Origin of the sequence: Reyranella sp. (genome assembly GCF_965279625.1) — a bacterium.
GTDB lineage: Bacteria > Pseudomonadota > Alphaproteobacteria > Reyranellales > Reyranellaceae > Reyranella.
In genome coordinates this window covers 2,645,541-2,670,528 of the sequence record NZ_OZ257251.1, presented here as the reverse complement: position 1 = coordinate 2,670,528, position 24,988 = coordinate 2,645,541, and the positions used below count along the sequence as shown (strand labels likewise).

Below are 24,988 nucleotides of genomic sequence, written 5' to 3'. Positions count from 1 at the left end.
TGACGTCTTGGTTGATTACTTGCCCTTGGAGCCTGCCTTCGCCGCGCCGGTTCGCGCGCCGGGATAGGTCGCGGTGAAGCCGAACAGGGTCGAGAGCGCATCCGGCACCATGATCTTGTCGAGGTCCTGCAGGCCCGCGGTCTTGGTCGGCTTCAAGCCCAGCACCAGCGGACCCTTGGGCGCCTTCCAGTCGGCGATGAAGGAGGAGACGGCGTCGAGCGCCTTCAGCGTCTCGCCGGTCTGCGCCTGGGCGAAGCCGGCCAGCGCGTCGAGCGCGGTCGTGATCAGTTCCTCGGGCTTGATGCCTTCCTCGCTGGCGACGGCGGGGACGAGCTTGCCCAGCAGTTCCTTGTCGTCGATCGTGAAGGAGGCGCTGCGCAGCCGGCCCTCGTCCTTGGCGGTGTCCATGTCGGTGTCGTCGCTCACCCCGTCCACGATCATCGACAGGGCAAAGCGCGCCTGACCGCGCAAGGTCACTTCCAGCATGTTGAGGGTCAGGACCTTGGCGGCCGTGTCGATGCGGTAATCGAGCGCGATGTCGAACGGCACCTTGGGGACGCCGTAGGGTTCGAGGGCGGCGAATATCTCGTCGTCGCCCGTCATGCCCTCCATCCTGAGCCTGGCAAACCGCGGCGCGCGATCGTCCTTGGAGTCCTTCCTGAGGCGATCGAAGTCGAGTTCCTCGACCGTCACCTTGTCGATCTTGATGGTGCTTTCCTTGTCGCCCGTCGCGGCGTTGGCCGGAACGATCGCGACGACGTCGTTCAGCACGAAGCCCGAGGCACCCAGCGGCTGGGCGCTGGCATAGCTCAGGGTCTTGAGCTCGAACTGGGGCTTGATCTCCTTCTCGAAACGCTCCAGCCCGTTCTGCGCCCAGGAGCCGGTCGCAAAACCGATCAGCAGCAGCGCCGACACCAGCGCCGCGAAAACTACCCGCATGAACCCGTCTCCTCACCCGATGGCCGAAGATAGCACGGACACTCACGGGCGCAGACCGCCCGCCGCTCCTATACCAAGGGAGGAATCGCTTCTGTCACACGGTCGGGGCATGGTGCGTCATCGACCACCCGAAGGAGACGACAGATGATCCGTAAGGCAAAGGCCGAATGGCGCGGCACGGGCAAGGACGGCACCGGCGGCCTCACCAGCGATTCCGGAGTCCTGGCCGGAACGCCCTATTCCTTCAAGACCCGTTTCCAGGGCGAGAAGGGCACCAATCCCGAAGAACTGATCGCCGCCGCCCATGCCGGCTGCTTCACCATGGCGCTCGCGTTCCAGCTGCAGACGGCGGGCTTCACGCCGACCCTGCTCGAGACCGAGGCGGCGGTCTCGCTCGACCAGGACGGTCCGGGCTTCAAGATCAGCAAGTCGGCCCTGACCCTGGTCGCCGAGGTGCCGAACCTCGACCAGGCGACCTTCGACAAGCTCGCCGAGGCGGCCGAAAAAGGTTGTCCGGTTTCCAAGTTGCTCAACGCCGAGATTACGCTCCACAAGACTTTGAAGTAGGTTCCGGCTCTCAAGATCGGGTGCGCCGCATGGAGCGGCGCCCCGCAAGCCGGGGGAGATTTTTTAGATGATCCGCAAGTTCGCCTGTTCGCTTGCGTTGGTGGTCCTGCCACTCGTGGCGGCTTCCGCCCAGACGCTCAAGAAGGAAGACGCGGAGAAGATGGTGATCGGCCTCTACGCCGTTTCCATTGCCGTCGACACCTGCGACCTCGACATGACCAAGGACCAAGAGACGCGCCTCGAATTCTGGATCGCGTGGGCCGAGAAGCAGCTCAACATCGCGGACCGCAAGCTCGACAAGACTTACGACACGATGGAAAAGGAAGCGGAGAAGAACAAGAAGGACTTCTGCGAGAAGATGATGCCGATCGCCAAGCAGGCGCTGAACGAGCTTCCGCCGGCGATGTAGGGCTGAGCGAAGCTCAGCCCGCGAAGCGGCAGGACATTGCCTTGGCAATGTCCGGGAGCGCCGAAGAAAGAACGACCACAATCCCTACTTCAGCGCAATCCAGGCCGGCGCGTGGTCGCTGGGGCTTTCGCGCCCGCGTTCTTCCCGATCGACACCGCCGCGCTTCAGGCGCGCGGCGAGATTGGGGCTGAGCAGCAGATGGTCGAGGCGCAGGCCGCCATCGCGCTCCCAGCGATGCCGCTTGTAGTCCCAGAACGTGTACATCGGCTTGTCGGGATGGAGAGCGCGCAGGCTGTCGGTCCAGCCCTGCGCCAGCAGCTTCCCGAAGGCCGCCCGTGGCGCCGGCTGGACCAGCGCATCGTCCTTCCACGAGCGCAGCGAATAGATATCGAAATCGGTCGGCACGATATTGTAGTCGCCCGCCAGCACCACGGGCACGCCGCTCTTCAGAAGGGATGTCGCGTGGCGCTGCAGGCGGCGCAGCCAGTCGAGCTTGTAGTCGAACTTCGGGCCCGGCTGCGGATTGCCGTTGGGTGCATAGAGGCATCCGACGATCAGCCCCTTCACCGCTGCCTCGATGTAGCGGCTCTGGTCGTCGCTGCGATCGCCGGGCAGGCCCTTTCGCGTCAGGACCGGCTCGGCCCTGCGCCCGAGAATGGCGACGCCGTTCCATGTCTTCTGCCCCTGCCAGACGGCGTGATAGCCGGCGCGCCGCAGCTCGGCCGCGGGAAAGGCCTCGTCGGCCGCCTTGAGTTCCTGCAGGCAGACGATGTCGGGCTTCGCACGCTTCAGCCAGGCCAGCAGGTTGGGCAGGCGCCGGTTCACGTTGTTCACGTTGAAGGTGGCGATCTTCATGTCGCTAGCGGTATCCCGCCGCCTGCAGCTCGAAGAGCTCGGCATAGCGGCCTTCCTGCGCCACCAGCTCCTCGTGCGTGCCCTGCGCCTCGACCTTGCCCTCGGCCAGCACCAGGATGCGGTCGGCCATGCGGACGCTCGAGAAGCGGTGCGAGATCAGCACCGCGGTCTTGCCCTTGCTCAGCTCCTTGAAGCGCTGGAACACCTCGAATTCGGCCCGGGCATCGAGGGCGGCGGTCGGTTCGTCGAGGATCAGCACCTCGGCCTCGCGCATGTAGGCGCGGGCGATGGCGATCTTCTGCCATTCGCCGCCGGACAGTTCGACGCCGTTCTTGAAGCGCTTGCCGATCATCTGGTCGTAGCCGCGGGGCAGCCGCGCGATCACCTCGTCGGCCTGGCTGCGGCCGGCGGCGCGCGCGATGCGCTCATGGTCGTCGCGCGCCTCGACCCGGCCGACCGCGATATTGTCGCCGGCCGGCAGGTTGTAGCGGACGAAGTCCTGGAAGATGACGCCCATGCTGCCGCGCAGCTCGTCGAGCCCATAGTCGCGCAGGTCGCGGCCATCGAGCAGGATGCGGCCTTCGTCGGGATCGTAGAGCCGCGTCAGCAGCTTGACCAGCGTGGTCTTGCCGGCGCCGTTCTCGCCGACCAGCGCCACGACCTCGCCGGCCTTGAGGGTGAAGGAGAGGTGGCGCACCGCCCAGCGCTCGGCGCCGGGATAGATGAAGCCGACATCCTCGAACACGAAGCCGTCGCGGATCGGCTTGGGAAAGGGCAGGGGATTGGCCGGCGAGTGAATCTCCGGCTGGACCTCGAAGAAGGAGAAGAGGTCGTCGAGATAGAGCGCCTGGCCGGCCACCGAGGAGAAGCCGCTCAGCAGCGATTCGAGCAGCGTGCGCAGGCGGCGGAACGAGCCGGCCAGAAAGGTCAGGTCGCCGACCGAGAATTCGCCGGTCAGCGTGCGCCACGCGATGTAGGCGTAGGCGAAATAATAGCCGATCGTGCCGATGGTGGTGAACAGCCCGCCCCAGCCGGCACGGCGCAGCGCGAGGCGGCGGTTGGCCTCGTAGAACGAGGTCGCGAGGCGCCGATAGCGATCGATCAGGAATCCGTTCAGCCCGAAGATCTTCACTTCCTTGGCGGTCTCGGCGCTGGCGGCGGTCTGCCGGACATAGTCGAGTTCCCGCCGCTCGGGTGTGCGGCCGAAATCGAGCGAATAGCTCTTGGCATTGAAATGCGCCTCGCCGAGGAAGGCGGGCACCAGCGCCACCAGCAGCAGCACGATCAGCCAGGGCGCGAAGACGATGAGACCGGCGGCGAGGCTCGCCACCGTCACCAGGTCCTGGGCCTGCGAGAACAGCTGGCTCATCAAGGTCATGCGGCCGCTGGTCTGGCGTCGCGCCCGCTCCAGCTGGTCCTGGAATTCGGCATCCTCGAAATCCTCGAGGTCGAGCGTCGCGGCATGCTCCATCAGACGCACGCTCGAGCTGGTGCTGACCCGCTCGGCCAGCAGCCCGTCGAGCAGGGAGACGATGCGCCCCAGCACGTCGGCCAGCACCGCCACCGCGAACTCGGCCCCCAGCAGGAGCCCGAGCCGGTTGAGATGGCCGCTGTCGAGCCATTGCGGCAGGGTCGTCGGCTTGTCTTGCAGCTGCACCAGCATCACGACGTCGTCGATGATCAGCTTGCCGATGTAGAGCGTGGCGACCGGCAGCAGGGCGCGCATCAGGCGCAGCGCGATGGTGGCGGCGGTCAGCCGCGGGCTGGTGGCCCAGACCATGGCGAGGAAGGGCCGCAGGTTCCTGAGCGCGCCGACGCGCTCGCGGAATGAGCTGGCGCTGATCGTCGACGGTGAAGGCATCCCGGCTCAACCCCGGCGACGGGGTGCTGGTTCCGGCTCAGTCATCTGGCAGGGACTGTGCATCCAGCCACTGCCGCGCGAGGTGCAGTTCGCGGAAGATGGCGAGCGGGCGCCGGGCTGTCGCGGCGGCGGCAAAGGTCTTTGCCTGGCCGAAGCTGGTGTCGGACGCGGCGACGATCGCCAGCGGCCCGACCTGTCCATGCTGGGCATAGAGCACGACCCGCGCGCCCAACGCCCGCAGGTTCTCGTCGCTCAGCGCCTCGGGCGTGTGGGTGATCTCGAAGATCTTGCGATAGCCCATCGCGCCCTCGGCGGTGACGCCGGCGAAATAACGCTCGATGTCGGCCACCGTCACCTTGCCCTTGGCAACGGCGACGACCAGGCGGTCGGGATGCGAGATCGTCCACTGGACGGGCATGGGTGAATTCTAGCACGGAATGGATGACGCGCGGGACCCGGAGACGGCATAGTGCGGCCTCCGGGGGAGTACCATGAGCATTCGCGTTTTTACCGTCGTCCTCGTTGCCACGCTTCTGGCGGCCCTGATGCCGGCCAGCGCCGAACTTCTGCCGACCCCGCCGGGCTGGCAGATCGAACGTGCGGTCCTGCTGAATCGGCACGGCGTGCGCTCGCCGACGGCCACCAACGAGCAGCTCGACAAATATAGTGCAACACCCTGGCCCTCCTGGCCGGTCGAACCCGGCTTCCTGTCGCCGCGTGGCGAGGAGCTGATGCGCCTGATGGGCGGCTATTATCGCGTGCTCTACGGCGGCCGCGGGCTGGTCCAGGCCGACGATTGCCCGACCGCCGGCACGGTGGCTGCCTGGACCGATCTCTCGCAGCGCACGCGCACCTCGGGCGCCGCGATCCTCGCCGGCATGTATCCGCGCTGCACCAACCTGCCGCTGCGCAACCAGGCGAACTTCACAGTGCCGGATCCGCTGTTCAATCCGCAGGCGACGGCATCCTGCCCGATGGATCTCGCGGCCAACCGGGCGGCCATCCTGGCGCGTCTGGGCGGCAGCTTCGCATCGGTGCAGCGCGACTACGGCGGACAGCTCTCCATGATGCAGTCTGTCCTGTGCCCGGCCGACGCCACCCGGTCGGCGGGAGGCGGAAGCTGCGGCGAAGCGGGCATGCCGTCGAGCATCGCGAGCGGCACCGAGGACGGCGTTCGGCTGCGCGGTCCGATCGGCTATGCCTCGACCGCCGCCGAGAACTTCCTCATGCAGTCGGCCGAGGGCCTGCCCAAGGATCAGGTCGCCTGGGGGCGGCTGGCCCACGATGCGACGCTGAGCGAACTTCTCACCCTCCACCAGCTCGATCAGGATCTGACCCAGAAGACCAAGCCGATCGCCCAGCAGCGCGGATCGAACCTGCTGTCGCTGATCGGCGCCATCCTGGTCAACGGCCATAGTTTCCCCGGCCATGCCGCCACCGGCCAGCCGGTGCGCCTCGGAATTCTGGTCGGCCACGACAGCAACATCCACAACGTGGCCGCGCTGCTCGATCTCACCTGGCAGATACCCGGCTTCCTCCCGGGCGAAGCCTCGCCGGGCGGTGCGCTGGCGTTCGAGCAGTTCCATGAAATGAGGACCGGGAAGCGCTTCGTGCGCATCGCCTATTATGCGCAGACGCTGGACGAGATACGCCGTCGCGCGCCGCTCAACTACCGCGATCCGCCGGGCATGGTGCAGGTCGCCTTGCCGGCCTGTTCCGCGGACCTCGTGAACAATGCCTGCCCGCTCGACACGTTTATCAAGATCGTGAAGGCGGCGGTCGCCCCTGGCTGCGTCACGGCGACGGGCGGCAACTACTAGCGATCGGAGATCAGGCGTTCGCGACCGAGCGCCGTGATGGCATCGCCCTCCGCGGCCGTCTCGATCAAAGCGAGGTGAAGGAGGCGTGCGCGATGCTCATGCGGCATCGAGGGGGCCGTGCCTTCGGCCAGCGCACGCAGTGAAGCAAGAGCGGCCTGGGTAAGCGGCGCGATCAGGCCTCTGGGCATAGTTCGAATGTCTCTCGCCATGTTTCGTATCACCTCCGTGTTGGATGGTGATAACGGCAGGCTGCTGCAAAAGTTGAGGGTGCAGACCTCGATTACACCGGGAACCGCCTCGACTTCGCCCTGTTTCGCGGATTTTCGGTGCCGCCCTTGGCGCGGAAGATCGTGATGGCAAGGTGCTGGCTGGTCTTCACGGCAAGGTTCCTCGTGAACCCTTCGTTGACTAATATTTGAGATCAAGATGGATACCGGGCACGATCTGGTATCGAGATTTCTTTGGAAAGGGCTGATGCTGTATGTTTGCACCCGAGGACACTGAACTCTCAAAGGCGCTGATAGAATTTGCATTGGCGGACAAGCGCGGGCCAGCTCGAACGCACATAACGCGTGTCAGTATGCATATGGCGCTGGAGAATCTCGTCCTGGCCGAAGATGACGCGTCCAAGACGTGCCTGTGCATTTCGCACTCACATCCGCTGGCGGAGGTGATGGGAACCGTTTTGGCTAAGCGCATCATAACAGCCTATCCGGAGGTCAACATGCTCGCGCTTCCATATGAGGATGCAAGTTTTGATTTTGTTGTGTCGGACCAGGTTCTCGAGCACGTTGAAGGAGACCCCTTTCGGGCAGTCGCTGAGAGCGTGCGAGTCGCTAAGCCGGGAGGAGTGATCGTCCACACGAGTTGCTTCATGAATTTCATGCATATGCTTCCCTTGGATTTTTGGCGCTTTACACCCCAGTCTCTCGAATTGCTCATGAAGCAGGCCGGGGCCGAAGTGATCAAAGCCGGCGGGTGGGGCAATCGCGCAGCCTGGACTTACATGCAACTCGGCTATCGTGGGCGCAAAGTCCCCGAAGTTGCGGGAAACCCCATATATGAACTGGCGATCAGGAATGAGAAGAAGTGGCCAGTCCACACCTGGGTCGCAGCTCGCAAGCCTGCCGCGCGGAAGGGGTGAGAACCAGCTGCGCTAAGGCCAAATTCCGGCGCGGGCGGTATCCGGGCTGATTGCTTCGGATGGCCGCAAGATAGGGTGCCAATTTGGCGTCCCCCTAGATGACGGGTTTGGCAGGCCGCGCCGTGGCCTGCCGCTCTCTATGTCAGGCTGAACAGGAATCAGCCTTGGATCCTGTGGGAATCCCACTCCCTTTGTTATCGGGCTCGGCGCTCCGCGAGTCGGCGGTGCCGCGCGTGGGCGGCTGGAGCAGTGACACCAGCACGCGTTCCAGCGTCTCGGCTTCGAGCGGCTTGGGCAGGACGGGAACGTTGGCATAGCGACGATCGATGCTGTCGCGCTGGTATCCGGTGATGAACACGAACGGAACGCCGCGCGCGATCAACAGGTCGGCGAGCGGATCGGCGAGTTCTCCCGCAAGATTGAAATCGAGCAGCGCGCCGTCGAACCGTTCATTGTGAGCCGCCGCCAGTCCGTCGGCCAGGCCGCCATAGGGGCCGATCACGGTGGCGCCAAGATCCTCCACGATGCGCTTGGCCATCATGCCGACCAGCACCTCGTCCTCGACCATGAGGAGGCGGCGACCCGTCAGGCTTCGCGTCCGGCGGCTCGGACTCTCGCGCGGGCCTTCCGTCCGCGGCTTCTGTCCGGGCGTCGGGCCGACGATCTGGGCACGGGGAATCGAGAGGCGGCACTTCAGCCCCTCCGGCCGCCAGTCGTAGAGCACGCCGCCGCGGAACTGCGCCTCGATCGAGGAACGCACGATGGAGAGGCCGAAGCCCAGCGATTTGGGTTCGCGGGCAGGCGGTCCTCCCGTCTCGATCCAGTCGACCACCAGTGCCTCGTCGTCGAGCGTCCAGACGAGGCGAAGGTGGCCGGTGTCGGTCGACAGCGCGCCGTACTTGGCGGCGTTGGTGGCGAGCTCGTGCACCGCCAGCGCCACGGCCTGCGCGGTCGCGGGCAGCAGCATGGCCGGGGGACCGCCCGACTCGATGCGCTGGCGATGATCGGTGCGGTAGGGCGCCAGCTCCTCGTCGACGATCTGGCTGAGATTGGCGCCCTGCCACCGGGTCGCCGACAGGAGATTGTGGGTGGCGGCGAGGGCGTGGATGCGGCCCTCGACCGTCGACACGAACTCCGGCGTGCTCTTGGCCTTGGTGAGGCGCAGCACCGACAGGACGACCGCAAGCATGTTCTTGGCGCGATGATCGACCTCGCGCGCGAGCACGAGCTGGCGTTCCTCGGCGCGCTTGCGCTCGGTGATGTCGACGGTGACGCCGTTCATGCGCACGGCATTGCCCTCGGCATCGCGCGAGATCACCCCGGCTCCATAGCACCAGCGGACCTCACCGCTCGGGCGGATGATTCGGAATTCGACCTGGAAGCGGTTTTCGCCCGCAGCGACGATGGTGGCGACCGCATTCTTCTCGCGGTCCTCGGGGTGAATCAGCGCTTCGATGCGCGCGACGGTGGGCTCGAAGGTGGTGCGGTCGACGCCGAAGATCCGATAGGGTCCGTCATCCCATTCGACGTGGCCGGAGACGATATCGACTTCCCACGAACCCATGTCGCCGGCGCTGAGCGCGATCGAACGCCGCTCCTCGCTCTGGCGCAACTGCTCGGTCTGGGCCTCGAGTTCGGCGGTGCGCTCGGCGACGCGCTTCTCGAGTTCCCGGTTCATGGCCTCGAGCTCGCGGGTCTTGCGATACAGTTCGATGAAGACCCGCACCTTGGCGCGCAGCACCTCCGGCACCACCGGCACCGTCACATAGTCGACGGCGCCGATCTCGTAGCCCCGCAGATGGTCGGTCTCGGCAATCTGCACCGCCGACACGAAGATGATGGCGAGCTTCTGGAAGCGCGGATGCTCGCGGATCATGGCAGCGAGCTGGAATCCGTCGATCTGCGGCATCACCACGTCGATCAGCACGACCGCGACATCTTCCAGCTTCAGCAGCAGGCCGAGCGCCTCGTGCGGCGAGTTGGCCTTCACCAGGTTTTCGCCCAGCTCGCCGAGGATGACCTCGTAGCTCAGCAGCTTGGCCGGCTGATCGTCGATCAGCAGGATGTTGACCTTGTCCATGGGGGCTGATGTCCGGGTCAAGATCAGCGATGCAGCCAGAGGCGCAGGGCCGAGAAGAGCTGCTCGGTATTCACCGGCTTGGCGAGATAGTCGGACGCGCCAGCCTCCAGGCATTTCTCGCGATCGCCCTTCATCGCCTTGGCAGTCAGGGCCAGGATGGGCAGGCGGCGCAGCGCCGGCTTGCTGCGGATCAGGGTCATGGTCTGGTAACCGTCCATATCGGGCATCATGATGTCCATCAGCACGATCGACACGTCGGGAGAGGTTTCGAGGATCGAGATCGCTTCGTGGTCGGTCGTCGCCGTCAGTACCCGCATGCCGCGCCGTTCCAGCGCACTCGACAAGGCGAAGATGTTGCGGGCGTCGTCGTCGACCACCAGCACGGTGCGCCCGGCCAGTACTTCGTCGGAACCATGCAGGCGCTCCAGCATGCGCTGCTTCTCCGGCGCGAGCGCGGCCGATGCGTGATGCAGGAACAACGAGGTCTCGTCGAACAGCCGCTCGGGCGACGCCGCGCCCTTGACCACGATGCTGCGCGCCATCGCGTGCAGCCGGCCTTCCTCTTCGGCCGTGAGGTCGCGGCCGGTGAACACCACGACCGGCAGGTCGGCGAGCGCCGGGTCGGCCTGGAGCGACTCCAGCACTTCGAAGCCTGACATGTCGGGCAGTCGCAGATCGAGCACCATGCAATCGTGCCGCTCGGTCCGGAGTCTTCCCAGCGCCTCCGCTCCCGAGCCGACCGTCGTGATCTCGACCTCGGGATGATCGAGAAGAGCGGTGATGCTCAGTCGCTCGCCCTCGTCGTCCTCGGCCACCAGGAGTTTCTTGCGCCGCGGCTGGACGTAGTCGTTGATGCGCGCCAGCGCGGCCGTCAGCCCTTCGGTCGAGGTCGGCTTGCTCAGGTATGAGAAGGCGCCGCGCGACAGGCCCTGCTGGCGATCCTCGTCCATGGTGAGGATCTGCACCGGAATGTGGCGTGTCTCCAGCGTGCGCTTGAATTGGCTCAGCACGTTCCAGCCCAGCATGTCGGGCAGGAACACGTCGAGCGACATGGCGACCGGCTTGTACTGCAAAGCGAGGTCCAGTGCCTCCGAGCCGCGCGCCGTCACCACGGCCTTCAGCCCCGCGGCGTGCGCGGCATCGACCAGGATGCCGGCATAGTTGGCGTCGTCCTCCACGATCAGAAGGATGCGATCGCCGGCCTGCAGATCGTGGCGGTCGTCGGGGAACTGGTCGGCGAGATGCTCGGGCAGTGCCGCGGCCGGCAAGGGCTGCGAACCTTGTCCCTGGCCCTGTCCCTGGCCGGGCTGGCGCACGGCCGTACGCGGGCCGGTGTACATCATCGGCAGGTAGAGGGTGAACGTGCTGCCGATGCCGGGCGTGCTGCGCACGGTGAGTTCGCCGCCCAACAGGCTCGCCAGCTCGCGGCTGATCGCGAGGCCAAGGCCGGTGCCGCCATATTTGCGGCTGGTGCTGGCATCGGCCTGCTGGAAGGCCTCGAACACGATCTTCTGCTTCTCGATCGGAATGCCGACGCCGGTATCCGTGACTTCGAAGGCCACCACCGCACTCGCCTGGTTCAGCGCGCCATTGTCGGTCCGCCAGCCCGCGGTCACCGGCACGGCGCGCAGCCGCACGCTACCTTCGGCCGTGAACTTCATGGCGTTGGACAGCAGGTTCTTCAGGATCTGCTGCAGGCGCTTGGAATCGGTGACGATGGAGCGGCCGAGATCGGGGTCGGTCTGGACCTCGAAGGTGAGTCCCTGCGACTCGGCCTGATGACGGAACGGACGGGCCACGGCTTCGAGCACGTTGGTAAAATAGATCTCCTCCGCGTCGACTGTGACGGTGCCGGATTCGATCTTCGAGAGGTCGAGGATGTCGCTGATCAGGTTCAGGAGGTCGGTGCCGGCGCCGTGGATGGTGCGGGCGAATTCGACCTGCTTGGCAGCCAGATTGCCGTCGGGATTGTCGGCGAGCTGTTGGCCCAGGATCAGGATCGAATTCAGCGGTGTGCGCAGCTCGTGGCTCATATTGGCCAGGAACTCCGATTTGTAGCGCGAGGTAAGTGCCAGTTCGGAGGCCTTCTCCTCGACGGCGCGGCGGGCCTGCTCGATCTCCTGGTTGGCGCGCTCGACCTCGGCATTGCGCTCGGCGAGCTGGGCGGCCTTCTGTTCGAGCTGCTCGTTGGTCTGCTGCAGCTCGCCCTGCTGGCTCTGCAGCTCGCCCGCGAGCTTCTGCGACTGCTGCAACAGGCTCTCGGTCTGCATCGTCGCCTCGATCGAGTTCAGCACGATGCCGATCGAGGCGGTGAGCTGCTCGAGGAAGGCCATCTGCAGCTCGGTAAAGGTGCTGAGCGAGGCCAGTTCGATCACCGCCTTGACCTGGCCTTCGAACAGCACGGGCAGGACGACGATGCTTCGGGGGGCGGCGCGGAAGAGACCCGAGGTGATCGGCCGCGCGGCGTCCGGCATGGCCGAGATGTGGATCGGCCGCCCATCGGCGGCGCACTGGCCGATCAGGCCCTCGCCGACACGCAGGATTTCGGGGTGCCCGTCGCCCACTGCGTCGGCATAGACCGAGAGGAGGCGCAGCCGCGGCGTACCGTCGTCCTGGGTCTGGTAGATCACCGCCTGATGGGCGTCCACGAGCGGCGTCAGCTCGCTCAGGATCATGCGGCCGACGGTGCCGAGGTCACGCTGGCCCTGCAGCATGTTCGTGAACTTGGCGAGGTTGGTCTTCAGCCAGTCCTGCTCGGTGTTGCGCTCCGTCGTGAGACGGAGATTGTCGATCATGGTGTTGAGCTTGTCCTTCAGCTCGGCCACCTCGCCCAGCGCGTCGACCTGGATCGAGCGCGTCAGGTCGCCCTTGGTGACGGCCGTCGCCACTTCGGCGATGGCGCGGACCTGTGTGGTGAGATTGGCCGCCAGCAGGTTCACGTTGCCCGTCAGGTCCTTCCAGGTGCCGGCAACGCCGGGGACCTGGGCCTGACCGCCGAGCTTGCCTTCGGTGCCGACCTCGCGGGCCACGCGCGTCACTTCGCCGGCGAAGCCGTTCAGCTGATCGACCATCGTGTTGATGGTCTCCTTGAGCTGCAGGATCTCGCCGCGCACGTCGACGGTGATCTTCTTGGACAGGTCGCCGGTCGCCACGGCGGTGGTCACCTCGGCGATGTTTCGGACCTGGGTCGTCAGGTTCGCGGCCAGCAGGTTCACGTTGTCGGTGAGGTCCTTCCAGATGCCGGCGACGCCCGGCACCTGCGCCTGGCCACCCAGCTTGCCTTCGGTGCCGACCTCGCGGGCCACGCGCGTCACCTCGCCCGCGAAGCCGTTCAACTGATCGACCATCGTGTTGATCGTGTCTTTCAGCTGCAGGATCTCGCCGCGCACGTCGACGGTGATCTTCTTGGAAAGGTCGCCCGTCGCCACGGCCGTCGTTACCTCGGCGATGTTGCGCACCTGGGTCGTGAGGTTGGCCGCCAGCAGGTTCACGTTGTCGGTGAGGTCCTTCCAGGTGCCGGCGACGCCCGGCACCTGCGCCTGGCCACCGAGCTTGCCTTCGGTGCCGACCTCGCGCGCCACGCGGGTCACTTCGCCGGCAAAGCCGTTCAGCTGGTCGACCATCGTGTTGATGGTGTCCTTGAGCTGCAGGATCTCGCCGCGCACGTCGACTGTGATCTTCTTGGAGAGATCGCCGTTGGCCACGGCGGTGGTCACTTCTGCGATGTTGCGCACCTGACCGGTCAGGTTGGTGGCCATGAAGTTGACGTTGTCGGTGAGGTCCTTCCAGGTGCCGGCGACGCCGGGGACCTGGGCCTGGCCGCCGAGCTTTCCTTCGGTGCCGACCTCTCGCGCCACGCGCGTGACTTCACCTGCGAAGGAGTTGAGCTGATCGACCATCGTGTTGATGGTCTCTTTCAGGCGCAGGATCTCGCCCGAGGCGTCGACGGTGATCTTCTTGGAGAGGTCGCCGCCCGCCACCGCGATGGTGACATCGGCGATGTTGCGGACCTGGGTGGTCAGGTTGGCAGCGAGCAGGTTGACGTTGTCGGTGAGGTCCTTCCAGGTGCCGGCGACACCGGGGACCTGGGCCTGGCCGCCGAGCTTGCCCTCGGTGCCGACCTCGCGGGCGACGCGGGTCACTTCGCCGGCGAAGCCGTTCAGCTGATCGACCATCGTGTTGATGGTCTCCTTGAGCTGCAGGATCTCGCCGCGTACGTCGACGGTGATCTTCTTGGAGAGATCGCCGCGCGCCACCGCGGTGGTCACGTCGGCGATGTTGCGGACCTGCGCCGTGAGGTTGGTCGCCATCGAGTTGACGTTGTCGGTGAGGTCCTTCCAGGTGCCGGCGACGCCGGGCACCTGGGCCTGGCCGCCCAGCTTGCCCTCGGTGCCGACCTCGCGGGCGACGCGGGTCACCTCGCCCGCGAAGCCGTTCAGCTGGTCCACCATCGTGTTGATCGTGTCCTTGAGCTGAAGGATTTCGCCGCGCACGTCGACCGTGATCTTCTTCGACAGGTCGCCGCGCGCCACGGCGGTGGTCACGTCGGCGATGTTGCGCACCTGGTCGGTAAGGTTGCCGCACATCGCGTTCACGGAATCGGTGAGGTCCTTCCAGGTGCCGGCCACGCCCGGCACGATCGCCTGGCCGCCGAGCTTGCCCTCGGTGCCGACCTCGCGGGCCACGCGCGTCACTTCCGAGGCGAAGGAGCGCAGCTGGTCGACCATCGTGTTGATGGCCTCCTTGAGCTGCAGGATCTCGCCGCGCACATCGACGGTGATCTTGCGCGACAGGTCACCGTTGGCCACCGCGATCGTCACGTCCGAGATGTTGCGGACCTGGGCCGTCAGATTGTTGGCCATCGAGTTGACGCTCTCGGTCAGCTCGCGCCACACGCCCGTCACTTCACTCACCTTGGCCTGACCGCCGAGCTTGCCCTCGGTGCCGACCTCGCGCGCCACGCGGGTCACCTCGGAAGTGAAGACCGAGAGCTGTTTGATCATCGTATTGACGATGGTAGCGGCGCGCAGGAACTCACCCTTCAGCGGCCGGCCGTCGACGTCGAGGCGCACCGTCTGCAGCAGGTCGCCCTGCGCCACGGCGCCGATCACGCGCGTGACCTCGGTGGTCGGCCAGACGAGGTCGTCGATCAGCGTGTTGACCGACCCCTCCATCTCGCCCCAGGCGCCGGCAGACAGGCCGAATTTCACGCGCTGGCGGGTGCGGCCCTGCTCGCCGACGGCCTTGCCGATGCGTTCTAGCTGATAGGCCATGCTCTCGTTGCCGGCGGCGATGTCGTTCACCACAGAGGCGATCCTCCCCAGGGTGCCGTCATGGTCGCCCGTCAAGCGAACGGAGAAATTACCGCCGCGCAGCGCTTCCAGAACGTTCAGCAGGTCATGCAGGTCGGTCGCGGGTGGCAGGCGGCGGGAGGTGGTCGTGGTCGGCCCACTGGCCAAGGAAGAGCCGGCGTCAGCGGTCATGTAGAAAGCCCCCTCATCTGGGAGCACAGCGCGCGGAATTATTTCGGTTCGTTCGGAACCTTCTTCCGGCACGGTCAGACCTCCCGCAGCGAGAATTAACGTCGATGGCTGCGCCCGGTTGCATGCCCTTCTGTGTTTGTCCTAGAGTGGTCAGACCACGGACTGACCAAGGCCGAAATGCTCGATATCGTCCGGCAAGACAATGAGGAAACGCCAAGCGGCGCAGACCGCGTCTTCACCTTCTTCCGCGACCGGCTTCTGTCGGGCGAGCTGAAGGCGGGCGACCGGCTGCTGGGCGAACGCGAGCTGGCACTGGCGCTGGGCGTGAGCCGGCCGGTGCTGCGCGAGGCGCTGCGCTCGCTGTCCATGCTGGGCCTGCTCGACATCCGCCACGGACGCGGCGCCTACGTGCGCTCCGCCGATGCCTCGGTCCTGGGGCAGGCGCTGACGCTGTGCCTCGCGCCCGAACCCAACATCCTCGACGACGTCCTGCAGGCCCGCATCGCCATCGAATGCCAGGCCATTCGGCTCGCCTGCACGCGCGCGAGCGAACGTGATCTCCAGGCCATCGCGGCGCTCCTCGATACGCTGGTCGATTCGCTCGACGATCCCGAGCGCGGAGGCGGGGCGGACTATGCCTTCCACCTGGCCATCGTGCGGGCGAGCGGCAGCGGCGCGCTGATGAAGATCTACGAGGCGATCTCGCCCCTGCTGATGCGCAGCCATGTCGAGCGCCGCCGCGACACGTTCCGCGAACCCGCCATCACCTCGGGCCTCGTCGATGCCCATCGACAGGTGTTTCTCGCGCTGGCGGAGCGCAATCCCGACGAGGCCGAACGGCGGCTGCGCGAGCATTTCGCGATCGGCGACGGGCTGCGCCGCAACAACCTGATCTCCACCTACCAAACGCAAGGCACGGACACATGAAGATCGTCGTCGGATCGGATCACGCAGGCTTCCCGATGAAGGCCGAACTGCTCGCCTTTCTGCGCGAGCGTGGGCACGAGGTCGAGGATGTCGGCTCCTATGATCCCGAGCCGGTCGATTTTCCCGACATCGCACGCCAGGTCGCGGCGGCGATCACCTCCGGCCGGGCCGAGCGCGGCCTGATGGTCTGCGGCACGGGCGTGGGCGCCTCGATCGGCGCCAACAAGATGAAGGGCATCCGCGCCGCGGTGTGCCACGACGTGCATTCGGCACATCAGTGCGTCGAGCATGACGACGTGAACGTGATGTGCATCGGTGCGCAGATCGTCGGGCCCTGGCTCGCCAAGGACCTGATCGCCGCCTACCTCGACGCCAAATTTTCGACGGCGGAGGAGTTCCGTCGCCGCGTGGCAAAGCTCGCCGACATGGATGCGGGCCGCTAGAGTCCGGACAACAACGAAAAGAGAAGATGGAGGAAACGATGAGAAAGATGATGACGGCCGTCGCGATCGCGGCGGTGGCGATGATGGGTGTCGTGCAGGTCGCCAACGCCGACGCGCTCGACGACATCAAGAAGTCGGGCAAGATCCGCATCGCCGTCGATCTCGGCGTGCCGCCCTACGGCATGACCGACGACAAGATGCAGCCGACCGGCTCGGACATCGAGACCGCGAAGCTGCTCGCCAAGGATTGGGGCCTGCAGTTCGAGCATGTGCCGACCACCGGCGCCTCGCGCATTCCCTCGCTGCAGACCGGCAAGGCCGACCTCGTGATCTCGACCCTGTCGATCACCCCGGAACGGGCCAAGGTGATCGACTTCTCGCTGGGCTACGCCGTCCTGCGCACCGTGATCGCCGCGCCCAAGAGCGTGAACGTGAAGAGCCTCGCCGATCTCGACGGCAAGACCGTGGGCACCGTGCGCGGCACGACGCACGACACCCAGCTCACCAAGGAAGGCCCCAAGGGCATGAAGCTGGTGCGCTACGAGGACGATGCCACCGAGGCGCAGGCCTTCCTGAGCGGCCAGGTCGACATCTTCTCCACCGCCGAGCTGCTGGTCGCGCCGATCGACAAGAAGAACCCGGCCCGCCAGGTCGAGGTCAAGTTCGTGCTCGACACCTTCAAGCTCGCCGTCGGCGTCAAGAAGGACGAGACGCGGCTGGTCGAGGAGGTCAACAAGTGGATCCTGGCCAACCTCAAGAACGGCAAGCTGGACGAGATCTACAAGAAGTTCCACGGCAACGGCCTGCCCGAGGTCATCCTGAACCAGAAGTAGGACCTGTCATGAAGACCACCTCGATGCTGCGCCTGATCCTGGGCGCAGTCCTGGCGCTGGCGGCGCTGGGTGGCGCCGTGGCGCAGGCCGACACGCTCGATGACATAAAGAAGGCCGGCAAGGTGCGGATCGCCATAGATCTCGCCATCCCGCCCTTCGGCATGAACGACGACAAGATGCAGCCGGCCGGATCGGACGTCGATCTGGCGCGTCTGCTGGCCAAGGATCTCGGCGTTCAGCTCGAGATCGTCTCCACGACGGGGCCGACCCGTATTCCGATGCTGCAGACCAACAAGGCGGACCTCGTGGTCTCGACCCTGTCGATCACGCCGGAGCGGGCCAAGGTCGTCGATTTCTCGATACCCTATGCCGACCATCCGTCTGTCGTCGCGGGACTGACCTCCGCGACGATCAGGCAGATGTCGGACCTCGAGGGCAAGAAGATCGGCGTCGTACGCGGGACCACTCAAGACACCGATCTCACCCGGCAGGCCAAGGGTGCCCAACTCGTGCGCTACGAGGACGACGCCACCATGGCGCTGGCTTTTGCTTCGGGACAGGTCGACATCATCGCAACGGCGCGCTCGCTCCTGCCGGCGATCAGCAAGAAGAACCCGGCGCGGACGCTGGAACCCAAGATCACGATGCAGACGTTCTATCTGGCCATCGGCCTGCGCAAGGATGAGCCGCGCCTGCTGAGCTGGGTAAACGACTGGGTGCGCGCCAATCTGCAGAACGGCAAGCTCATCGACATCTACAGGACCCATCACGGGATAGACGTCGATCCCGCCCTGCTCCTCAAGGCGGGCGGCTGACGGCCGGACCGAGCCATGTCGTACAAGTTCGACTTCGCGTTCCTGGCCGACAGGTGGCCCGACTTCGTGGCGGGCGCCTGGCTGACCGTGCAGCTCACCGTGGCGTCGATCGCGCTGGGCTTCGTGGTGGGCACGGTGTGTGCGCTGGCGCGTGTCTATGGCGGGCCGATCCTGCGCCGGATGGTGGGCATCTATGTCGAGACGATCCGCAACACGCCGCTGCTGATCCAGATCTTCCTGGTCTATTTCGGCCTGTCGAGCCTCGGCCTGAAGCTCAGCGCCGAGGTCTCCGCCATCGTGGCGCTCACCGTCAACATGGGCGCCTACACAACGGAGATCATGCGGGCCGGCATCCAGTCCATCCAGCGCACCCAGCTCGAGGCCGCCGATTGCCTGGGCCTCACCAAGATGCAGACGATCCTGCATGTCGTGCTGCTGCCGGCCATGGAGCGCGTCTATCCCGCGCTTTCCAGCCAGTTCGTGCTGCTGATGCTGGCCTCATCCATCACCTCGCAGATTTCGGCCGAAGAGCTCACGGCGACCGCGAACCTCGTGCAGTCGGACACCTACCGCAGCTTCGAGGTCTACATGATCGTGGCGGTGGTCTATCTCGCCCTTTCGGCGCTCTATCGCCTCGCCTTGTGGGCGATCGGGCTCGTGCTGTTCGAACGCCGCCGGCGGCTGGGCACGCCGCTGTGATCCAGCTCAGCGCCAACCATATCCTCTACCTCGTCGAGGCGGCGCGCTGGACGGTGCTGCTGTCGCTCATCGCCTTCGTGGGCGGCGCGCTGGTCGGGCTGCCGCTGGCGTTGATGCGCGTGGCCCGGTCGCGTCTCCTGCGCGGCCTCGCCGGCGCCTACATCCAGATCGTCCAGGGCACGCCGCTGCTGATCGTGCTGTTCCTGTCCTACTTCGGGCTGGGCATCGTGGGCTTCAAGCTCGACCCGCTGGTCGCCGCCGGCCTCTCCCTCACGATCTACGCCGCGGCCTTCCTCGGCGAGATCTGGCGCGGCTGCATCGAGGCGGTGCCGAAGACCCAGTGGGAGGCGTCGGACTGCCTGGGGCTGAAAGTGTTCCAGCAATATGCCTACGTGATCCTGCCCCAGGCCGTGCGTATCGCCACGCCGCCGACCGTGGGCTTCATGGTTCAGATCGTGAAGAACACCTCGCTCGCCTCGGTGATCGGCTTCGTCGAACTCGCGCGCGCCGGACAGATCGTCAACAACTCGACCTTCGAGCCGTTCGTGATCTTTGCCATCGTCGGCGCGATCTATTTCGCCATCTGCTATCCGCTGTCGCTGGCGAGCCGCCATCTCGAGAGGAAGGCCCATGCCGGAAGGTGACGCCGTCATCCGTGTCCAGGACGTCGTGAAGGAGTTCGGGCCGCTGCGCGTGCTCGACGGCGTCGGGTTCGACGTGACACGCGGGCAGACCGTGGCGATCGTCGGCCGCAGCGGCTCGGGCAAGAGCACGCTGCTGCGCTGCATCGCCGGGCTGGAGTCGATCCAGGGCGGCGCCATCGAGGTCTGCGGCCACGCGGTGGGCCGGCCGGGCAGCGAGGCGCGGGCCCAGCTTCGCCGCGACGTCGGGATGGTGTTCCAGAGCTACAATCTCTTCCCCCATCTCACGGTCGAGCGGAACATCACTCTGGCCCTCACCCTGGTGAAGAAGCAGGGCAAGGAAGAGGCCAAGAGGGTTGCCGGCGAGGTGCTGGGGCTGGTCGGCCTCACCGACAAGCTGCTTGCCTATCCCGAGCAGCTTTCGGGCGGCCAGCAGCAGCGCGTGGCCATCGCGCGCTCGCTGGCGCTGAAGCCGCAGGTCATGCTGTTCGACGAGGTGACCTCGGCGCTCGATCCCGAACTCACCGCCGAGGTGCTGGCCGTGATGGAGGACCTCGCCCGCCGCGGCATGACGATGATCACCGTCACGCACGAAATGGGCTTCGCCCGCCGCGTGGCCGACCTCGTCGTGTTCATGCATCGCGGCAGGGTGTGGGAGATCGGGCCGACGGCGGAACTGTTCGCCGAGCCGAAGACCGCCGAGTTCAGGCAGTTCGTCGGCAGCGAACTTTAGAGGTCATCTCTCGACGAACAGCATCGCCTCGCGGCGGCCGGCCTGTTCGTTGGCCATCATGACGAGCCCGTAGGTGACGACCACGGTGAACACGATCGTGGCGTAGAGCGTGTAGGGATGCGTCGCCGCTGCCGCTCCCGGCGACAGGACATGGAGCACCTCGAGCCCCAGGACGCCGGCGCGCACGATTCGGGCGACGCCGAGGCCGATGAACGCGAGCGTCGCCGGCAGGCGGCTCTGCAGACCGTCGGTGCGGCGGCCCTGCCAGATTTCCCAGGCGCAGGCCAGTCCGAGCAGTCCGAGGAACAGGGAGAAGGGAATCGATGCCGCCTGCAGGCCCGCGCCGAGGGCGCGCAGCACGACGAAGGACGCGAGGAAGATCAGGCTGACCGCGAGGGAGACGACGACCGGCCGGAGCAGGTCGGAGCGCCCCCTGTTGGCGTACCGCAGGCTGAGCCACATCACGGCAAAGCCTGCGACGATCACCATGTCGGCGGCCACGACGAGCGCCACATCGGCCTCGGAAGTGCGGAATCTCAGGATAAGGGCGCCCAGGCTGGTCAACAGCAGGGCGGCCGCCCAGGCGCGCAGCGCCGTGGCCCCGCGATGGAGGTACCAGGTCAGGAATGCCGCGCCCGCGCTGCAGACGGTGACGATGCCGCCGATCAGGTAGAGCGTCTTGACGTTCAGTTCCATGAGGGGGCAGGCACTTCCATGAACGATCAGGCCGGCGGGGCGACGGACAGGCCCTTGACCTTGTGGCGGTCGATGAAGCCCTGGACCATGCCCGACTTCTTGGCCTTCTCGACAAAGTCGGCGAGGAAAGCTGCGGCCTCGACATTGGCCTTGGCCGTACCGACTGCCTGCTGCACGGCGGTGAACTTGCCGTCGAGGATCTTCAGCCCCGGCGCCTTCTCGACATCCTTCAGCAGGCCGGGGCGGAGGCCCGCCAGCACCTCGAGCTTGTCCGACATGAACTTTTCATAGGCGGCGTCCAGACCGTTCACCTGGACGAGCGTCGCGTTCCTGATGTTGTTCACCAGCCAGAGATCGTAGGCGGAGCGGGCGGAGACCGCGATGCGCACGCCCTTCCTGTCGACATCGGCGATGGTTTTGATCGGCGAGCCCTCGGGCACCATGTAGGTCGCCTCGATCTCGACATAGGCGGCGGTGAACTGGATCTTCTCGGCGCGCTGCGGCTCGGCGCCGATCAGGCCGATGTCCCAGACGTCCTTGCCCACCTGGTCGCCGAGCTCGCCCGGCGATTTGAAGGGGACGTACTTCACGGGCACGCCCAGCGCGGCCGCGATCTCGCGCGCCATGTCGGGCGCGACGCCCGTCGGATCGTTGGTCTCGCTGCGGCCAGTGACCAGCAGGAAGTTGGAGAGATTGATGCCGGCGCGCAGGACACCGGTGGGGGCGATTTGGGCTCGGACTTTATCGTTCATGGCATCAGTCTATGGGCAACCCGCATCGGATGGTAGGTCGATGAGCATGTCCCGGCGGCTCACGCTCGAGGTGCGGCTCATGGTGCGTCCCAGCCGGAAATTGTTACGGTGCGATCACAGCGCCGGTACGCCCGTTTCGCGCTAGAGTGTCGCTCATGAGCAGTGAAATCATCGTCGAGACCACCGCCGGAAGGATCCGCGGCATCCGCGATCGCGGTGTCGAGATCTTCAAGGGAATTCCGTATGCCGAGCCGCCGCTGGGCGAGCTGCGCTTCCGGCCGCCGCGCAAACCGCAGCCCTGGGGCGAGATTCGCGACGCGCTCGACTACGGCAACATGGCGGTGCAGAGCCAGAACGTGTTCGCGCTGCCCGAGGACCTGTTGCGCCTCTTCACGCTCGCCGGAAAGCAGAAGCTCGACGAGGACTGCCTCTATCTCAACGTCTGGACGTCGGGCCGTGAAGGCTCGGCGCGACCGGTCCTGTTCTGGTGCCACGGCGGCGCGTTCATCACCGGGTCGGGCTCTTCGCCCTGGTCCGACGGCGCCAATCTCTGCCGGCTCGACGATGTCGTGGTGGTTTCGTTCAACCATCGGCTGGGCGCGCTGGGCTATCTCCATCTCGAGGACATGGCGACCGGCTTCGAGCAGTCGGGCCTGGCGGGCATGCTCGACATCGTGGCGGCTCTGGAATGGGTGCGCGACAACATCGTCGGCTTCGGCGGCGATCCGCACAACGTCACCATCTTCGGCGAATCGGGGGGCGGCGCGAAGGTGAGTGTGCTGATGGCCATGCCGCCGGCCAAGGGCCTGTTCCACAAGGCCATCATCCAGAGCGGCCCCGCCGTACAGATGGCCAATCGCGAGGACGGCTCCCGGACGGCGCGCCAGATGCTGGAGCATCTCGGCCTCGATGCCGCGAGCGCCGCCGAGCTGCGCCGTCTGCCGGCGGCGAAGATTCTGGAAGCGCAGGTCAAGGTGCTGGCGGGCGTCAGTCGCGCGGCCTTCGCCGACCGTCGAAGGCTCGGCTTCAATCCGGTGATCGACGGCACGCTGTTTCCCGGCGGCCCCTTCGCGCCCCGTGCACCGCTCGCTTCCCTCGACGTGCCGCTGATGATCGGCAGCAACAAGGACGAGATGACCCTGTTCCTGGGTCACATGCCGTGGGTCTCCGGCGCCACCTTCGAGAACCTGCCCGAATCGCTGACACCCTATCTCGGCGACCGGGCCGCCGAGATCGTCGCGGTCTACCGCCGGGCGCAGCCGAAACTGAGGCCCGACGAGATCGCCATCGCCATCGTCTCCGACCAGGGTGTCCGCGCGCCGTCGCTGCTGATGGCGGAGCGCAAGCTGGCGCAAGATAGCGCGCCGGTGTTCGTCTATCTCTTCGCCTGGGAGACGCCGGTTCTGGGAGGCAGGCTGCGCTCCTGCCATACGCTCGAAATTCCCTTCGTCTTCTCCAATCTCGAAACCGCGGAACTGACCGGCGACGATCCCGCGCGTCTGCCGCTCGGCGAGACGATGAGCCGGTCGTGGATCGCCTTCGCGAGGAACGGCAACCCCCGACATGCGGGCCTGCCGGTGTGGCCTGCCTATGAGGTCGGCATGCGCGGCACCATGGTTTTCGACACGGTTTGCCACATCGACATCGACCCGCTGGGGACGGAGCGGCGGGTCTGGGAGACAAAGGAATGAAGATCACCGACGTCACGCTGACACTGTTCGCCTGGGATGACATCCCGCCCACGACCTACGGCGCGCATACCGGCCGCTTCTCGGGCAAGAGCGCGCTGGGGCTCTTGCGCATCGTCACCGACCAGGGCCTGGAGGGTCACGCTTTCCTGGGTTCGGCGATGAATCCCGCGACGTCCGACGGGCAGGCGCTGATCTCGCACCTGAAGCCGGGGCTGATCGGCAAGGATCCGTTCCAGCGCGAACTCCTCAACCAGGAGATCTGGAAGCGCCAGCGCTCGGCCGGCGTGCGCGCCATCGGGGCGGTCGACGTGGCGCTCTGGGACCTGGTTGGCAAGGCGATGGGCCAGCCAATCCATCGCCTGCTCGGGACCTATCGAGAGACCGTGCCGGCCTATGCGAGCTCCGCGGTGCTGGCCTCGCCCGCCGAGTACGCCGAGGAGGCGGTGCGGTTCAAGGAGTACGGATGGGCCGCCTACAAAATTCATCCGCCGACGCGCTGGAAGGAAGACATCAAGGTCTGCGAGGCGGTGCGTCGCGCCGTTGGCGACTACACGATCATGCTCGACTCGACCTGGAGCTACGATTACCCGGCCGCCATCCGCGTCGGCCGCGCCGTGGAGGAGATGGGCTTTTACTGGTACGAAGACCCGCTGGCCGACCAGGACATCTACAACTACACCAAACTGAAGCAGCAGCTTTCCATTCCGATCATGGCCACGGAGTATCCGCAGACCGGCCTCGACTCCTATCAGCCGTGGATCATGGAAAAGGCCACCGATTACCTGCGCGGCGACGTTGCGGTGAAGGGCGGCATCACCACGCTGGTGAAGACCGCGCATCTCGCCGAGGCCTTCCGGATGAACTACGAAGTCCATCATGGCGGCAATTCGCTGAACAACGTGGCGAACCTCCATGTCATCGCCGCGATCCGAAACACCGAGTTCTTCGAGGTGCTGCTGCCGGACGGCGCACAGAAGTACGGGCTGGAGCGCGACATCACCGTCGGACGCGACGGTCTGGTGCATGTGCCGAACGAGCCGGGCCTCGGGGCAGCCATCGATTTCGCCCTGATCGAACGCAAGAAAATCACGGTGCTGAGCTGAGCTCGAGGGACGCTGCCGAGGAGGCTGGAATCGACATCTACATCGACGCCGATGCCTGCCCGGTGAAGGCCGAGGTCTATCGGGTGGCGGAGCGCTACGGGCTCAAGGTCTTCGTCGTGGCCAACGCCTACATCAACGTGCCGCGCGATCCGCGCATCGAGCGCGTGGTCGTGAGCGACGGCTTCGACGCGGCCGACGACTGGATCGCCGAGCGGGCCGGGCCCGACGACATCGTCATCACTTCCGATATCCCGCTGGCCGATCGCAGCCTGAAGAAGGGCGCCTCGGTGATCGGCTCCACCGGCGTGCCGTTCACCGCCTCGTCGATCGGCATGGCGATGGCGAGCCGCGAACTGATGTCCAATCTCCGCGCGATGGGCGAGATCACGGGTGGGCCGAAACCGATGGCGCCGCGCGACCGTTCACGCTTCCTGTCGGCGCTCGACGAGGCGGTTCAGAAGGTCCGGCGGCGCCGGTCCTAGAGGCCGGCCGAGCCG

The 24,988-nt window shown here is 66.1% G+C and carries 23 protein-coding genes; 14 read left to right on the top strand and 9 right to left on the bottom strand.

The genetic code is table 11. From position 1 onward, the window contains the following. Window positions 1-15: 15 nt before the first annotated feature. The gene (locus tag ACQY78_RS13025) at window positions 16-939 is read right to left on the bottom strand and encodes a hypothetical protein (protein ID WP_428686107.1); all 924 of its coding nucleotides are present in this window, start codon (window positions 937-939) and stop codon (window positions 16-18) included. Between the two features lie 144 nt (window positions 940-1,083). Between ACQY78_RS13025 and ACQY78_RS13020 the strand changes: the two genes are divergently transcribed. Both ACQY78_RS13020 and ACQY78_RS13015 read left to right on the top strand, forming a co-directional pair. Further along, on the top strand, window positions 1,084-1,506 hold the full coding sequence (locus tag ACQY78_RS13020; protein ID WP_428686106.1) for an OsmC family protein: 423 nt from the start codon (window positions 1,084-1,086) through the stop codon (window positions 1,504-1,506). A 67-nt stretch (window positions 1,507-1,573) separates the two neighbouring features. Further along, a complete protein-coding gene (locus tag ACQY78_RS13015) occupies window positions 1,574-1,915 on the top strand; it encodes a hypothetical protein (RefSeq protein ID WP_428686105.1) in 342 nt (113 codons plus the stop codon). Between the two features lie 84 nt (window positions 1,916-1,999). Here the strand turns inward: ACQY78_RS13015 and xth are convergent, their stop codons facing one another. The 3 genes from xth to ACQY78_RS13000 are packed head-to-tail and all read right to left on the bottom strand — an operon-like array spanning window position 2,000 to window position 5,049. Then, entirely contained in the window at window positions 2,000-2,770 is a 771-nt protein-coding gene (gene xth / locus ACQY78_RS13010) for an exodeoxyribonuclease III (protein WP_428686104.1), read from the bottom strand. A gap of 4 nt (window positions 2,771-2,774) precedes the next feature. Continuing rightward, the gene (locus ACQY78_RS13005) at window positions 2,775-4,631 is read right to left on the bottom strand and encodes an ABC transporter ATP-binding protein (RefSeq protein ID WP_428686103.1); all 1,857 of its coding nucleotides are present in this window, start codon (window positions 4,629-4,631) and stop codon (window positions 2,775-2,777) included. Between the two features lie 37 nt (window positions 4,632-4,668). Next, the gene (locus ACQY78_RS13000) at window positions 4,669-5,049 is read right to left on the bottom strand and encodes a hypothetical protein (RefSeq protein ID WP_428686102.1); all 381 of its coding nucleotides are present in this window, start codon (window positions 5,047-5,049) and stop codon (window positions 4,669-4,671) included. 73 nt (window positions 5,050-5,122) lie between these two features. Between ACQY78_RS13000 and ACQY78_RS12995 the strand changes: the two genes are divergently transcribed. Continuing rightward, a complete protein-coding gene (locus tag ACQY78_RS12995; protein WP_428686101.1) occupies window positions 5,123-6,451 on the top strand; it encodes a histidine-type phosphatase in 1,329 nt (442 codons plus the stop codon). On the opposite strand, the gene ACQY78_RS12990 is transcribed toward ACQY78_RS12995, so the two are convergent. Then, on the bottom strand, window positions 6,448-6,639 hold the full coding sequence (locus ACQY78_RS12990; RefSeq protein WP_428686100.1) for a hypothetical protein: 192 nt from the start codon (window positions 6,637-6,639) through the stop codon (window positions 6,448-6,450). The two genes, ACQY78_RS12995 and ACQY78_RS12990, sit on opposite strands and share 4 nt — an antisense overlap. Window positions 6,640-6,932: 293 nt before the next feature. Between ACQY78_RS12990 and ACQY78_RS12985 the strand changes: the two genes are divergently transcribed. Further along, on the top strand, window positions 6,933-7,595 hold the full coding sequence (locus ACQY78_RS12985) for a methyltransferase domain-containing protein (protein ID WP_428686099.1): 663 nt from the start codon (window positions 6,933-6,935) through the stop codon (window positions 7,593-7,595). A 142-nt stretch (window positions 7,596-7,737) separates the two neighbouring features. Here the strand turns inward: ACQY78_RS12985 and ACQY78_RS12980 are convergent, their stop codons facing one another. Both ACQY78_RS12980 and ACQY78_RS12975 read right to left on the bottom strand, forming a co-directional pair. Beyond that, entirely contained in the window at window positions 7,738-9,675 is a 1,938-nt protein-coding gene (locus ACQY78_RS12980; protein ID WP_428686098.1) for an HWE histidine kinase domain-containing protein, read from the bottom strand. A 23-nt stretch (window positions 9,676-9,698) separates the two neighbouring features. Beyond that, complete coding sequence (locus ACQY78_RS12975) at window positions 9,699-15,158, bottom strand: HAMP domain-containing protein (RefSeq protein WP_428686097.1); 5,460 nt, start codon at window positions 15,156-15,158, stop codon at window positions 9,699-9,701. A 177-nt stretch (window positions 15,159-15,335) separates the two neighbouring features. On the opposite strand from ACQY78_RS12975, the gene ACQY78_RS12970 reads away from it, so the two are divergent. From ACQY78_RS12970 to ACQY78_RS12940, 7 genes are read left to right on the top strand one after another with little or no spacing between them, the layout of a single operon-like run. Further along, the gene (locus ACQY78_RS12970) at window positions 15,336-16,085 is read left to right on the top strand and encodes a FadR/GntR family transcriptional regulator (protein WP_428686096.1); all 750 of its coding nucleotides are present in this window, start codon (window positions 15,336-15,338) and stop codon (window positions 16,083-16,085) included. Next, a complete protein-coding gene (rpiB, locus tag ACQY78_RS12965; protein WP_428686095.1) occupies window positions 16,082-16,528 on the top strand; it encodes a ribose 5-phosphate isomerase B in 447 nt (148 codons plus the stop codon). Before ACQY78_RS12970 ends, rpiB begins: the two co-directional genes overlap by 4 nt. A 38-nt stretch (window positions 16,529-16,566) precedes the next feature. Then, on the top strand, window positions 16,567-17,361 hold the full coding sequence (locus ACQY78_RS12960) for a transporter substrate-binding domain-containing protein (protein ID WP_428686094.1): 795 nt from the start codon (window positions 16,567-16,569) through the stop codon (window positions 17,359-17,361). Window positions 17,362-17,369: 8 nt separating this feature from the next. After that, on the top strand, window positions 17,370-18,176 hold the full coding sequence (locus tag ACQY78_RS12955) for a transporter substrate-binding domain-containing protein (RefSeq protein ID WP_428686093.1): 807 nt from the start codon (window positions 17,370-17,372) through the stop codon (window positions 18,174-18,176). A gap of 15 nt (window positions 18,177-18,191) precedes the next feature. After that, complete coding sequence (locus tag ACQY78_RS12950; RefSeq protein ID WP_428686092.1) at window positions 18,192-18,875, top strand: amino acid ABC transporter permease; 684 nt, start codon at window positions 18,192-18,194, stop codon at window positions 18,873-18,875. After that, the gene (locus tag ACQY78_RS12945) at window positions 18,872-19,519 is read left to right on the top strand and encodes an amino acid ABC transporter permease (protein ID WP_428686091.1); all 648 of its coding nucleotides are present in this window, start codon (window positions 18,872-18,874) and stop codon (window positions 19,517-19,519) included. The genes ACQY78_RS12950 and ACQY78_RS12945 overlap by 4 nt, the downstream gene beginning before the upstream one ends. Continuing rightward, the gene (locus ACQY78_RS12940; protein ID WP_428686090.1) at window positions 19,506-20,249 is read left to right on the top strand and encodes an amino acid ABC transporter ATP-binding protein; all 744 of its coding nucleotides are present in this window, start codon (window positions 19,506-19,508) and stop codon (window positions 20,247-20,249) included. Before ACQY78_RS12945 ends, ACQY78_RS12940 begins: the two co-directional genes overlap by 14 nt. A gap of 3 nt (window positions 20,250-20,252) precedes the next feature. Here the strand turns inward: ACQY78_RS12940 and ACQY78_RS12935 are convergent, their stop codons facing one another. Together ACQY78_RS12935 and ACQY78_RS12930 are read right to left on the bottom strand one after the other, a co-directional pair. Next, complete coding sequence (locus ACQY78_RS12935) at window positions 20,253-20,945, bottom strand: hypothetical protein (RefSeq protein WP_428686089.1); 693 nt, start codon at window positions 20,943-20,945, stop codon at window positions 20,253-20,255. Window positions 20,946-20,971: 26 nt separating this feature from the next. After that, complete coding sequence (locus ACQY78_RS12930) at window positions 20,972-21,697, bottom strand: ABC transporter substrate-binding protein (RefSeq protein WP_428686088.1); 726 nt, start codon at window positions 21,695-21,697, stop codon at window positions 20,972-20,974. A 155-nt stretch (window positions 21,698-21,852) separates the two neighbouring features. Here ACQY78_RS12930 and ACQY78_RS12925 point away from each other — a divergent pair, with 155 nt between their 5' ends. From ACQY78_RS12925 to ACQY78_RS12915, 3 genes are read left to right on the top strand one after another with little or no spacing between them, the layout of a single operon-like run. Beyond that, window positions 21,853-23,388, top strand: coding sequence for a carboxylesterase/lipase family protein (locus tag ACQY78_RS12925; protein WP_428686087.1), 1,536 nt, complete (start codon window positions 21,853-21,855; stop codon window positions 23,386-23,388). Continuing rightward, the gene (locus ACQY78_RS12920) at window positions 23,385-24,491 is read left to right on the top strand and encodes an enolase C-terminal domain-like protein (protein WP_428686086.1); all 1,107 of its coding nucleotides are present in this window, start codon (window positions 23,385-23,387) and stop codon (window positions 24,489-24,491) included. The genes ACQY78_RS12925 and ACQY78_RS12920 overlap by 4 nt, the downstream gene beginning before the upstream one ends. Further along, the gene (locus tag ACQY78_RS12915) at window positions 24,488-24,973 is read left to right on the top strand and encodes a YaiI/YqxD family protein (RefSeq protein WP_428686367.1); all 486 of its coding nucleotides are present in this window, start codon (window positions 24,488-24,490) and stop codon (window positions 24,971-24,973) included. Before ACQY78_RS12920 ends, ACQY78_RS12915 begins: the two co-directional genes overlap by 4 nt. The last annotated feature ends 15 nt before the right edge of the window (window positions 24,974-24,988 follow it).

What these genes read in the sequence shown, in the direction of transcription:
- ACQY78_RS12935 (WP_428686089.1), bottom strand. Translation starts at nt 20,945, where the DNA reads ATGGAACTGAACGTCAAGACGCTCTACCTGATCGGCGGCATCGTCACC.
- rpiB (WP_428686095.1), top strand. Translation starts at nt 16,082, where the DNA reads ATGAAGATCGTCGTCGGATCGGATCACGCAGGCTTCCCGATGAAGGCC.
- ACQY78_RS12920 (WP_428686086.1), top strand. Translation starts at nt 23,385, where the DNA reads ATGAAGATCACCGACGTCACGCTGACACTGTTCGCCTGGGATGACATC.
- ACQY78_RS12985 (WP_428686099.1), top strand. Translation starts at nt 6,933, where the DNA reads ATGTTTGCACCCGAGGACACTGAACTCTCAAAGGCGCTGATAGAATTT.
- ACQY78_RS13000 (WP_428686102.1), bottom strand. Translation starts at nt 5,049, where the DNA reads ATGCCCGTCCAGTGGACGATCTCGCATCCCGACCGCCTGGTCGTCGCC.
- ACQY78_RS12970 (WP_428686096.1), top strand. Translation starts at nt 15,336, where the DNA reads ATGCTCGATATCGTCCGGCAAGACAATGAGGAAACGCCAAGCGGCGCA.
- ACQY78_RS12960 (WP_428686094.1), top strand. Translation starts at nt 16,567, where the DNA reads ATGAGAAAGATGATGACGGCCGTCGCGATCGCGGCGGTGGCGATGATG.
- ACQY78_RS12925 (WP_428686087.1), top strand. Translation starts at nt 21,853, where the DNA reads ATGAGCAGTGAAATCATCGTCGAGACCACCGCCGGAAGGATCCGCGGC.
- ACQY78_RS12980 (WP_428686098.1), bottom strand. Translation starts at nt 9,675, where the DNA reads ATGGACAAGGTCAACATCCTGCTGATCGACGATCAGCCGGCCAAGCTG.
- ACQY78_RS12995 (WP_428686101.1), top strand. Translation starts at nt 5,123, where the DNA reads ATGAGCATTCGCGTTTTTACCGTCGTCCTCGTTGCCACGCTTCTGGCG.
- ACQY78_RS13025 (WP_428686107.1), bottom strand. Translation starts at nt 939, where the DNA reads ATGCGGGTAGTTTTCGCGGCGCTGGTGTCGGCGCTGCTGCTGATCGGT.
- ACQY78_RS12950 (WP_428686092.1), top strand. Translation starts at nt 18,192, where the DNA reads ATGTCGTACAAGTTCGACTTCGCGTTCCTGGCCGACAGGTGGCCCGAC.
- ACQY78_RS12955 (WP_428686093.1), top strand. Translation starts at nt 17,370, where the DNA reads ATGAAGACCACCTCGATGCTGCGCCTGATCCTGGGCGCAGTCCTGGCG.
- ACQY78_RS12975 (WP_428686097.1), bottom strand. Translation starts at nt 15,158, where the DNA reads ATGACCGCTGACGCCGGCTCTTCCTTGGCCAGTGGGCCGACCACGACC.
- ACQY78_RS12930 (WP_428686088.1), bottom strand. Translation starts at nt 21,697, where the DNA reads ATGAACGATAAAGTCCGAGCCCAAATCGCCCCCACCGGTGTCCTGCGC.
- ACQY78_RS12990 (WP_428686100.1), bottom strand. Translation starts at nt 6,639, where the DNA reads ATGCCCAGAGGCCTGATCGCGCCGCTTACCCAGGCCGCTCTTGCTTCA.
- xth (WP_428686104.1), bottom strand. Translation starts at nt 2,770, where the DNA reads ATGAAGATCGCCACCTTCAACGTGAACAACGTGAACCGGCGCCTGCCC.
- ACQY78_RS13020 (WP_428686106.1), top strand. Translation starts at nt 1,084, where the DNA reads ATGATCCGTAAGGCAAAGGCCGAATGGCGCGGCACGGGCAAGGACGGC.
- ACQY78_RS13005 (WP_428686103.1), bottom strand. Translation starts at nt 4,631, where the DNA reads ATGCCTTCACCGTCGACGATCAGCGCCAGCTCATTCCGCGAGCGCGTC.
- ACQY78_RS12940 (WP_428686090.1), top strand. Translation starts at nt 19,506, where the DNA reads ATGCCGGAAGGTGACGCCGTCATCCGTGTCCAGGACGTCGTGAAGGAG.
- ACQY78_RS13015 (WP_428686105.1), top strand. Translation starts at nt 1,574, where the DNA reads ATGATCCGCAAGTTCGCCTGTTCGCTTGCGTTGGTGGTCCTGCCACTC.